The 10,919-nt window shown below is 63.9% G+C and carries 8 protein-coding genes; 4 read left to right on the plus strand and 4 right to left on the minus strand.

Features of this window, described 5'->3' with window-relative positions; genetic code table 11:
- The first annotated feature begins 116 nt into the window (after window positions 1-116).
- Together LNV08_RS04275 and LNV08_RS04280 are read left to right on the plus strand one after the other, a co-directional pair.
- The gene (locus tag LNV08_RS04275; protein WP_263532428.1) at window positions 117-776 is read left to right on the plus strand and encodes an alpha/beta hydrolase; all 660 of its coding nucleotides are present in this window, start codon (window positions 117-119) and stop codon (window positions 774-776) included.
- Between the two features lie 88 nt (window positions 777-864).
- Window positions 865-1,677 carry a substrate-binding periplasmic protein gene (locus LNV08_RS04280; protein ID WP_263532429.1) on the plus strand — a complete coding sequence of 271 codons (813 nt, stop codon included), beginning with the start codon at window positions 865-867 and terminating at the stop codon, window positions 1,675-1,677.
- Window positions 1,678-1,686: 9 nt separating this feature from the next.
- Here the strand turns inward: LNV08_RS04280 and LNV08_RS04285 are convergent, their stop codons facing one another.
- Window positions 1,687-2,577, minus strand: a complete 891-nt coding sequence (locus LNV08_RS04285) for a neutral zinc metallopeptidase (RefSeq protein ID WP_263532430.1) — start codon at window positions 2,575-2,577, stop codon at window positions 1,687-1,689.
- Window positions 2,578-2,695: 118 nt separating this feature from the next.
- Here LNV08_RS04285 and LNV08_RS04290 point away from each other — a divergent pair, with 118 nt between their 5' ends.
- On the plus strand, window positions 2,696-3,625 hold the full coding sequence (locus tag LNV08_RS04290; protein ID WP_263532431.1) for a sensor domain-containing diguanylate cyclase: 930 nt from the start codon (window positions 2,696-2,698) through the stop codon (window positions 3,623-3,625).
- A gap of 17 nt (window positions 3,626-3,642) precedes the next feature.
- Here the strand turns inward: LNV08_RS04290 and trhA are convergent, their stop codons facing one another.
- Window positions 3,643-4,281, minus strand: coding sequence for a PAQR family membrane homeostasis protein TrhA (gene trhA / locus LNV08_RS04295; RefSeq protein WP_263532432.1), 639 nt, complete (start codon window positions 4,279-4,281; stop codon window positions 3,643-3,645).
- A 54-nt stretch (window positions 4,282-4,335) separates the two neighbouring features.
- Between trhA and LNV08_RS04300 the strand changes: the two genes are divergently transcribed.
- A complete protein-coding gene (locus LNV08_RS04300) occupies window positions 4,336-5,166 on the plus strand; it encodes a substrate-binding periplasmic protein (RefSeq protein WP_263532433.1) in 831 nt (276 codons plus the stop codon).
- Window positions 5,167-5,173: 7 nt separating this feature from the next.
- On the opposite strand, the gene LNV08_RS04305 is transcribed toward LNV08_RS04300, so the two are convergent.
- Together LNV08_RS04305 and LNV08_RS04310 are read right to left on the minus strand one after the other, a co-directional pair.
- Entirely contained in the window at window positions 5,174-6,838 is a 1,665-nt protein-coding gene (locus LNV08_RS04305; protein ID WP_263532434.1) for an alkaline phosphatase family protein, read from the minus strand.
- Window positions 6,839-6,930: 92 nt separating this feature from the next.
- Window positions 6,931-10,860: a two-component regulator propeller domain-containing protein gene (locus tag LNV08_RS04310; RefSeq protein ID WP_263532435.1), complete on the minus strand. Its 3,930-nt coding sequence runs from the start codon at window positions 10,858-10,860 to the stop codon at window positions 6,931-6,933.
- Between the last annotated feature and the right edge of the window lie 59 nt (window positions 10,861-10,919).

The following is a 10,919-nucleotide window of genomic DNA, read 5'->3' on the forward strand; positions in this document are numbered from 1 at the left end:
TAATCAACGCGCTCGACCAGAATTACTGAAGAATGAAACCCAATTCATTGGATATTGCTGCCGGGCCTTCTTGCTCGAAATATTGCTCCAGCCGCGCGGATTGAAAGGACGTCGCCATGTTTGGCACTTCACAGATTTCGATAGGAGAACATGGCCTGACTGGGGATTTGTACATTGGCGCGCGCGCTCGCGGCTTGGTTGTCTTCCCACATGGGCGGGACAGCAGCCGAAGTAGCCGACGCAGTCAGCAGGTAGCACAGAGTTTTCGACGCCAAGGTCTGGGCACACTGCTGCTGGATTTGTTGACCGACCAGGAGCGTGCAGCGCAGGGGGGAGATGGGGTCAGCGGGGTCGATGAGGAGGGGCTAGCTGTCGAATCTCTTGCCCAGCGACTGCTGGAAGTGCCCGCTGCCTTGCCGTCTGAAGCTCGCGTGATGCCGCAGGCCTTGTTCAGCGGCGGCACGGGCGCAGCGGCGGCCTTTGTGGCTGCTGCGCGCCAGCCAGAAACTTGGCGCGCTCTGGTCTCTCGCGGCGGCCGGCCCGATCTGGCAAGCAACTATCTGACGCAGGTGCGTGCCGCCAGTCTGCTGATTGTCGGCGCCGAAGACACCGAAGTCTTGGCGCTGAACCGGGCCGCTTTCATCCAACTCCACTGTGAAAAACGTATCGAGATCGTGCCAAGAGTTCATCATTTGCTCGAAGAATCGCGCAGCCTACAGGCGGTCTCGCTGCTAGCCGGCAACTGGTTTCTCAACCATCTGGCCGTGGTGGCCTGAAGCCATCGCCCCAGCATCAAGAGGCGGCAGGCTGGGCCCGGGCAACAATGCCCCGACAATTGACCCATCAATCACCGATGGTCACCCCATGTCGATACAGGCCTGCAAGCAGATTGTTCTGCAATTCCTGCTCAGCGTTAGCACCCTGCTAGCGGGCGCCCAGCCCGCCTTGGCGCAGTCCACCCAAGCGAGCGCCACAAGCCTCAATGTGCTTCTGGAGCCGGTCCCGCCTTATTCCTTTCTCGATGACAAAGGTAATCCGGCCGGCTATGCGGTCGAGCTGATGGAGGAGATGCTCAAGCGCAGCGGTTTGAGCCATCAGACTGAGTTCAACTCCTGGGCGCGGATTTACCAGCGCGCCATCTCCCAGCCCTTGACGCTGATCGTCAGCATGGCGCGTTTGCCGGAGCGGGAGGCGCAGTTTCATTGGATAGGACCAACCGCCGCCAGGCGCGCTTACTTGTACCGACTGAGGTCCAGGCCTGATGTCCAGGCTCCGACGCTGGACGCCGCCAAGGCCTACAAGATTGCAGTCGTGCGCGATGACGCGGCCGAACGTGCCCTGTTGGCCCATGGCTTTGAGTTTGGCAAACAACTCGACCGCAGCCCCGACCACGTGGCCATGCTGCGCAAACTTTTTGTCGAGCGCGACGAATTGATCGCCGCCAACAGCGTCGTGCTTGCCGCCATGATGGGGAAAATGGGCTATGACCCTCAAAAAATCGAGCCTCAAGCCAAGCTGTCCGAAGTCAGCCTGTACATGGGCCTGAGCAAGGGGGAGGGTAGCCCGGCCATCTATCTCAAACTGCAAACCGCCTGGGACAGCATGCGCCGGGACGGCACGGTGGCGGCGATCGCCGCACGCCACCCCTATATCGTGCTTGCAGGCAAGACCGACTGACCCCGCCCTTTAAACCGGGCCGCTCTTGAAGGTGTCACAGGCCTTCAAGTCCCCCGACTCCAAGCCGCGCTTGAACCAGCGGGTGCGCTGCTCGCTGCTGCCATGAGTGAAGCTCTCCGGCACCACCGTGCCCTGCGACTTGCGCTGCAAGGTGTCATCACCGATTTGCGCCGCAGCGTTCAGGCCTTCTTCAATATCGCCTTTTTCCAGCCAGCCCTTGCCTTGCTGCGAATGGAAGGCCCAGACGCCGGCATAGCAGTCGGCCTGCAGCTCTAAACGCACGCTCAGCGCGTTGTAGTCGCGCTCGGACACGCGCTGGCGCGCCGCGTCCATCTTGGCCGTCGTGCCCTGCAAGTTCTGCAGGTGATGGCCCACCTCATGGGCAATCACATAGGCTTGCGCAAAGTCACCCGGCGCGCCGAGTCGGTCGCGCAGCGTGTCATAAAAAGCCAGGTCGATATAGACCTTACGGTCGGCCGGGCAGTAGAACGGCCCCATGGCCGCCTCGCCCAGCCCACAGCCGGTATTGCTGCGGCCACGGAACAGCACCAGCGCCGGCGGCGGGTATTTCTGCTGCTGTTCGGCGAAGTACGCCGCCCAGACATCCTCGGTATCGGCCAGCACGGCGCTGACAAATCGCCCCCCCTCGTCCTGCAGCTTGGCTCCCGTGTGCGACCGGGCCGCCGGCGCAGGCTCGGGCGCAGCGCCGCCGCCCATCAAGCCCAACACCGTCATCGGATTGATCCCAAAGGCCCAGGAGGCCAGCAAGGCAATCACGATGCCGCCCAGGCTCAGGCCGCGACCGCCGCCGATGCCGCGCCCCCCGCCGAAACCACCTCCGCCGCCGCCATCACGCCGGTCTTCGACGTTATCACTCTGGCGCTGATCTTCCCATTTCATTGCTGACTCCTGTTGCGGCCCGGGCCTGAAAACACAGTCCGCATGGTAACGACACAAAGGCCCGCGGGGACACAAACAAATACAGCAAAATAGGCCACCACGCAGGAGTGACAAGCCAATGACAGATGCATCAGAGCCCTTGCCCCCGGCGCCGGCCGACATCTTGCTGCAGATGCATGAGCAAAGCCCGCTGATGGTGGCCTTGTTCGATGCCCAGGACGTTTTGGTTCACGCCAACAAGGCCTTCCGCCAAGCCTATGCCGTCGAGCCTGACGGTCAGCTCACATGGGCCGACATGATGCGCGACAACCATGCCCATGGGCGCGGTGCGTCGATACAGACCGATGACATCGAGGCCTGGTTGGCGGCAATCTCGTCGCGGCGCGGCAAGACCCCTTTTCGTGCTTTTGAGGCCGATCTGTGCGATGGACGCTGGATCTGGATGACCGAGACGACTCAGTTGCATGGCCCTATGTTGTGCGTCGCCAGCGACATCACCAGCCTGCGCCAAGGCGATCGCTCGCTGCGCCAAGCGCATACGCAAGCGCTAGCCGCCGCTCACACCGATGCGCTGACCGGCCTGAGCAATCGCCGCCATGGGCTGCAATTGCTGCGCGCCGCCCTATCGCAGAGCGAGCCTTGGCCGCTGTGTATCGCGGTGCTTGATCTGGACCTCTTCAAACAGATCAACGACTGCCTCGGCCATGGCGCGGGTGACTTGGTGATCTGCGACTTTGCCCGCCTCTTGCAGGCCGGCAGCCGCCGCGAAGATGGCTGCGCCCGCTTAGGCGGCGAGGAATTCTTGCTGGTTCTGCCGGCGGCCGGACTGCCGCAAGCGCAGTCGATTGTTGAGCGTTTGCTGGCCCGCGTGCGCCAATCGCGCCCGCTGCCCGAGCATCCCGAGCGCGGCTATTCCTGCTCCGCCGGCTTGGCTCAAGCGAGCTGGGGTGAAACGCCCGAAGCCTTGCTCAAGCGTGCCGACACCGCGCTCTACCAAGCCAAGGCTGCGGGCCGCGACTGCATGGTCACCGCCGAGCCCAGCAGTTAGCCGAGCTCAAACAACACTTAAACCGCGTACCAGAGTGCGGCCACAAAGTGGCAGCCGCTACCGGCCAGCACGAACAAATGCCAGGCAAAATGAGCGTAGCGCACCCGGTGATCCAGCATGAACACCACCGCGCCGAGCGTGTAGGCGACGCCGCCGGCCACCAGCCAGATCAGGCCGGCCGAGGCCATGCGGGCCATCAAGGGCCCGAGCGCAAAAATAACCAGCCAGCCCATCGCGATATACAAGCCGGTTGACCACAGCGGGTGACGCAAGCGGTTGAATAATTTGGCGGTGATGCCGACCAAGGCGCTGGTCCAGACCAGGCCGAACAGCACCCAGCCCCAAGCGCCATGCAGAACGCCCAGCGCAAACGGCGTGTAGCTGCCCGCAATGAACAGGTAGATGGCGGCATGGTCCAGCCGGTTCATCCACAGCTTGCCACGCCCCTCGGGCAGCGCGTGATACAGCGTCGAGACCAGATACAAAATCATCATCGTGACCGAGAACACCGCCGCCGCGACTACATTGCGCGCCGAGCCCTGCTGAGCCGCCGAATAGGTCAGGATGGGCAGCGAGGCCACGGCCAAGAGGAAGCCCAGTCCATGGCTGATGGCATTGGCGATTTCTTCACCGAAGGATTGCGTTCGATCACTCATGCCGGCATTGTGCACAGGGCCTGTGACCAAAAAACCTGTCATATTCTTGGCCTTATGCCATTCAGATCAAGCTTTGCTGATTCATCGCTGCCCGCCAAGCGTCGCGTGATGCGCCGCGACTGCCTGCGCGTGCTGCTGCTTGGCGCGGGATGCTTGGGCTTATGGGCTAGGGCGCTGAGCCAAACGGCGGGCATCAAGGTCTTGATGGAGGAGTTGCCGCCCTATAGCTACACCGACGCCGAGGGCCGGCCCGCCGGCTACGCGCTGGAGCTGGCGCAGGAACTGCTGGCACGCGCAAAAATGCCGGCCAGCTTTGAGTTCAATTCCTGGGCGCGGGTGCTGCTGCGCAGCAGCAGCGAGGCACAGGTACTGGTGCCGGCCATTGTTCGGCTGGCCGAGCGCGAGGCCCAATTCCATTGGCTGGGTCAGATTGCGACCCGCCGCGGCACGCTGTTCAAGCTCAAATCCCGCAGCGACATCAAGCTCGACAGGCTCGACAAGTTCAAGGCCGCAGGCGGCCTGCGCATTGGTGTGGTCAAGAATGATGTCTCGGAACGCGAATTGATCGCGCTGGGCTTGGACACCGGGCAGTCGCTGGACCGCAGCGCCGACCACATCAGTCTGTTGCGGCGCTTTTTCGCCGGCCGCACCGATCTGCTGGCTTTGAACGCCTCGCTCGCGCCGGCGCTGCTGAAACAATTTGGTTTCGACCCCGGCCAGATTGAGCCGGTGCTGCAATTCTCCGAGTCACGCCCTTCGATGGCCCTGAGCTTGGCCACCGATGAAGCCACCCGTCAGCGTCTGCAGCAAAGCTGGGACGCGATGCGACGCGACGGCACGGTGGCCGCCATCGCTGCACGCTACCCGTCAATTACGCTGGAATAGTCTGCGCTCACTTGGCCGCAGCCTGCGGCCAGGGCAAGACCTGACCCTGCGACTGACTGGGCACGCGCAGGCGCAGAATTTTTGCCAGGCTCGGGGCGATATCGACCACCTCGACCTTTTGCGCCACCTCGCCACGCCCGACCCATTGTGGCCCCCAGGCCAGGATGGGCACATGGGTGTCATAGGCATAGGGCGTGCCGTGCGAGCTGCCGCTGGGCCGCGATCCAAACAACCAGCCCGGTTTGACGACGATTTGCAGCGGTGCCGCGACTTCCGGGTGCCAGGCCTTGCGCATGGACTCCAGATAAGGTGTGACGGTGTCACCGCTTTGCAGCTGCGCCAGCGTGAACACATCGGCAATGCCCGTCATGGGCAGCAGCAAGCGTTTGGCTTCGGCATACATCTCTTCAGGCTTGATGCCTTGGGCGGCCATCTGCTTCTCGTTGAACAAGATACCGGCGGCAGAAAAATGCGTGGCCCAAGCCCCGGCTCCGGCGCCGAACTTCTTGACCAAGCCCGCATTCAAGGCCGTCATCACCTGGGTCGGGTTGATGCGTCCGACATCAAGTCCTTGCGACTTGGCCCATTCGGGCGTGTCGGCAAAACCGTGGTCGGCCGTCAGCACCGCCACATAGTTGCCGGCGCCGACTGTTTTGTCCAGGTATTTGAAGAAGTCCTGCAATTGCAGATCCAGCTGCAGCATATGGTCATGCGAGAGCCGCGACTCGGGGCCGAAGGCATGGTTGATGTAGTCATGGCTGGACAGGCTGACCGAGAGGATGTCGGGCTTGGCGTCAAGACCCAACCGCTCCCCCTCGATGGCCGCGCGCGCGAAGGCCAGGGTCAGCTGGTCGCCAAACGGCGAAGGCAAGATATTGGCGTAGAACAAGGGGCCGGGCTTGTCATGCTTGTCGCCCAGTACCGCCGGCAGCTTGTTGCCGTTGCCCCCGTTGAACTGCCAGGGCTGGCCGTCCGGCACCGAACGTGCATAGGCAGCCTCGGGCAGCAGTGGCGCCCAGGCCTTGCCAAAGAAGGCATCGGCCGGCTTGGCCGCATTGAAGTCGACAACCCATTGCGGATGGCTGGCCATGTAGTAGGTGCTGGACGCAAATTCGCCGCTTTCACTCATATACATATAGGCCACGCCCTTGTGGCCGCCGGGCAGAATCGCGCCCCGGTCCTTGCCCGAAATGGCAATCACCTTGGAGGCGCCATCTTGCTCGCGCAGCACATCGCCGACCGTCTCGGCGCGCAGATTGCGCGGGCTGGTGCCGGCCAGCGGGTCGGTCTTGTGGCCGATGTATTGATAAGCGGTGTCGCCGGTGTTGTAGACCGGCTCACCAGTCTTGGCATCGCGCCACTCATTGCTGATGATGGCCGTGCGCTGCGGGTAGGCTCCCGTCAACATCGTCGCGTGGCCGGCCGCCGTGACGGTATGGCCATGGCCGTAATGCGCGTTGGCAAACCAGGCCCCCTGATCCAGAAAGCGCCTGAAACCATCCGGTTGCAACTGATCCCGATAAGCCAGCACCTGGCGCATCGGCAGGCCGTCCACCACCATGAACACCACCAGCTTGGGCGGCGGGCTCAGCGCCGGAGGCGCGGTCGGCGCCGACGAACAGGCCACCAAGGCGGCGCTGCACATGGCAGCAATCAGGACGAGTCTGGGCATGGTGGTCTGCATGGGCTGTGTCTGAGCAAAAGGGGCTACAGCTTAGTCGATCTGGCCGGGCGCCAGGCAGCTGGCGCGCGCGCCATCGCGCATCAGGGCGCTAGGCAAGGGATGATGATGGTGAAGCTGGCACCTTCGCCGGCTACGCTGCTGGCGCTGATGCTGCCGCCCAAGACGCCGCTGACGATGTTGTAGCAGATGTGCAGACCCAGGCCACTGCCGCCCTGCCCCAGTTTGGTGGTGAAGAAGGGCTCGAAAATGCGCCCCAGATGTTCGGCGCTGATGCCGCAGCCGTTGTCCTTGAAGTAAATCGTTACCTGACCCTCTGCTTGCGTCTGCGCGGCCAGCGTCAGCAGCCCGTTGCGGCGCCCCTCAAAGCCATGCACCAGCGCATTGATGACCAGATTGCTCAAGACTTGGCCCAAGGGACCGGGGTAGCTGTCCATTTCGATGCCGCCGGGAACCTCCAGGCGCAGCTCATGCCCGCCTTGATGCAGGCGATTGGCCAGGGTCAAGGCCACTTCATCACACAAGGTGTGCAAGTCGAACCGACGCCTTTGCTCGGAGGTCTGATCTACCGCCAACTGCTTGAAGCCATTAACCAGGCTCGCCGCCGCCCCCAGGCTGCGCACCAGCAGCCCGGCCGAATCGGCATTGCTCTGGCAGAACTGCTCCAGCTCCGAGCGACGCAGGCCTCCCGCCTGCATGCGCCGCAAAAACTCGCCACTGACATCCCGCATGGTGCTGGCCACCAGCAGGCTATTGCCCAGCGGCGTGTTCAATTCATGTGCCACGCCCGCCACCAGCGAACCCAGCGCAGCCAATTTTTCCTGCTCCACCAGCTTGGCCTGGGTCAGTTGCAATTGGCGGTACGCCTCCGCATTGTCAAGCGCCACCGCCGCATAAGCGCCCAGCGTGCGCAAGATATCCAGCTCCGCCGTGCCAAACGCATCCGGCCGATCGCTGAGCAGGCTGATGATGCCAATCACCTCGCCCTTGAGCAACATCGGCACATAGATGCCGGAGCGCGCGGCCTGCGGCTCGCTGCCATCTTGCAGCTGCACCCGCCCAGCCCCGCCGTCAGTGCTGCTGAGCTCGCGGTTATCTTGGCTGAATGACTTGATGCACAGCTCCTTGGCCTCCAGCGCGCAACGCACGGCGGGTTGCTCGCGCGCGTCCAGGCTGCGGCGGTAGGGTTTGAACGCCTGACCGCGCTGCATCACGAAATCGAAGTTCAGCACCCGCTGGCGCCGGTCGAGCAAGCCAACACCAAACACCGAGGCATCGACCAGGTCCTGCACATGCTTGTACAGCGTTTGCTGGATCGCGGCGACGTCCAGCGAGGCGGTGATCTGCCGCCCGATCTCGCTCAGCAGCCCGATGTCGCGCCGCGCCTTCTCGGCCACCTCACGCTGACCCAAGGCCACTTGCTTTTCTTCGGCCAATTGCTGCGTGCGCGTCGCCACCTCTTGCTCCAGGACTTGCTTGGCTTGTTGCAAGGCCCGCGTGCGCAGCGTGTAGGCGCCAAGCAAGGCCAGTACCGCCAGCAGGGCCAGCCCCGCCCTCCACCACCAGGTGCGCCAGAACGGCGGCAAGACCGTCACCTCCAGCAGCGTGGCCGGCTCGCTCCAGACCCCATCGGGGTTGGCCGCTTTGACACGCAGCCGGTAGTGGCCGGCATCCAGATTCGTATAGGTTGCCAGCCCCAAGGCGCCTTGACCAAAGATCCAGTCACCGTCAAAACCCTCCAGCATCCAGGCATAACGATTCAAATTGACGCGGTCGAAATGCAAGGCGGCAAGCTCGAAGCTGACCATGCTTTCGCGCGGACTCAAGGTCATGGACTTGGCCAAGTGCAGCGGCCCCGTGATGCCGAGATCGGCCAGACTGAGGCCCGGCGAGCTGGCCGCCACAGGCATGGCGGCACCGGCCTTGTTCAGCAATGAGCGGTTGAGAATCAGCAAATCGCTCAACACGACCTTGGGCGCGGCCGGGTTGTCCCGCAACTGCGCGGGCCAGAATCGCAACAAGCCGGGCCCGCCAAAAAAGAGGCTGCCGTCGGGGCCGCGCGTCGCCGCCGCAAAATTGAAGCCGCGGTCAAACAGGCCGCGTCCTCCGAAGAAGCGCGCCTCCCGCTGCGCCGGCCGCACCCGCGTCAAGCCTTGCTCGCTGCCCAGCCAGATTTCGCCATTCAAGGCATCTTGAATGGAATCAAAGCCGCCGGCCGGCATACCCGGCGTGTCGCGCCAAGACTTCAGCGCCCAGGTCTTGTCGGCGGCGGCGAGCAACTCGAACAGGCCTTGGTCGGTGGCCAGCCAAATGCGCCCCTGCTGGTCTTGGCGCATCCCGTGGATCGCCGGATTGACCTGGCCGGGGGAGGCGCCAAGCACCGGGACTGTCGCTGAAAAACCATCGGCGCGCTCGTCCCGCACTTGCAGGCCGCCCTTGCTGCCGATCCAGAGCCTACCCTCGCGGTCCCGCAGCAGACTGTCGATGATGGAGTGAACCAGCGCGCCCGGCCGCTTGGCTTCGGCGCGATAGGCTCGCACCGTCAAGTCGGGCTCTATCCTATACAGGCCCGAAGAACTGCTGGCCCAAACAGCGTCCCCATCGGGGAGCAGGGCGCTGATCGAGACGCTAGTGCCGCCACGCTCATCAAATGTGACGCGCTGGCTGCGCCCTAGGCTGGGGTTAAACAAGACCAGGCCGCGATCCCCGCCGACCCAAAGCCGACCCGCGGCCGCCTGCCCCAAGGCCTTGACATGGCTGATGGGCATATCTTTGAGGGCGATTTGGCGGGCCTTGCCGCTGGGCAGGTGCAGGTGATTGAGCCCGCCGCCATAACTGCCTACCCACGCATGCTCGGTGCCGTCCAACAAGGTGGCCATCACGATCGGCGAAGACAGGGTTTGCGTATTGCCGGGAATGCTCAGGTAATTGCTGAAGCCCCGGCTGCTCAGGTCCACAAGGTTGACGCCGGTCTCGGTGGAGCCTACCCACAGGCCGCCCGAGCGGTCCTGCATCAAGGAGGCCATGCTGTCACTCGACAAGCTGCCGCTGACACCGGGCAGATGCCTGAAGGTCTCAAGCGCGGCCGCGCCGGCGCGCCAGCGGTGCAAGACGGCCAACTCGCCGATGCCTATCCACATCGCCTTGTCGCGGTCCAACAGCAGCGCGTGCACCATTTGCCGAGGCAATTGCAGCGACGCCCCGAGGGAGTCGGGGCGCACGCCGTCGGGATCGACCCGCCAGGTCTGCACGCCCCCAAGCATGCCGAGCCAGAGGCGACCCTCTGCATCCAACGCCATCCGGTTCACCGGCAGTTCAGCCGGATTCAAGCGCGCCGAACTCGTGCCCTGGGCGGTACTGAAGCTGCGGCCCTCGGTGTAGCCATCTGCCCCGGCGCCGATGTGGGAGACCTTATCGGCCAGGGCCACCCAGACACCGCCGGCGCCGTCGGAGATCATTGCCGTGATGCGGCCGGGCACTCCGGTTCGGCCCGCCGGCCAAGGCGAAAACAGTTCCCGGTCGGGGTCAAGCAGGTACAGGCCACCCCTGAACGCCACCCACAAGCGCCCCGCATCGGCCGGCGCCAAGGCCAGCACAAGCCGATCGCGGTGGCTCAACTCCACCGGCGGGCGCAGCCGCGCGACCCGCTCGGTCAGCAGGTCAAGCCTGTCCAAACCGCCATTGCTGCCAACCCAAAGCACGGACCGCTGACTATCCTCCAGCAGCACCTGCACCACCCCGTTGCTCAGCGTCGTTGCTTGCAGCGGGTCATGCACAAAGCTTCTGACATGGCGGCCGTCATAGCGTGCCAAGCCGCCGGTTGTGCCCAGCCAGATCAGACCATGCCGGTCCTGCAAGCTGCTCAGCACATAAGGGCTGGGCAGGCCGTCTTCCAGGCCCAGCTGGGTGAAGCGCAGGCTGTTCAGCGCCTGCGCGGCCGCAGGTGGCGCAAACAGGCACAAGAGCCACGCAAGGCCAAGCGCCAGCACCCCGCCGAAACAACTTGCCCACAAGCGAAACCAAACCCGCATCTGCCGCGCCCCTGTTCCCGCCAAAGCTTGCGAGCTTGGCA

This window comes from Paucibacter sp. TC2R-5, assembly GCF_025717605.1.
GTDB lineage: Bacteria > Pseudomonadota > Gammaproteobacteria > Burkholderiales > Burkholderiaceae_C > Paucibacter_A > Paucibacter_A albus.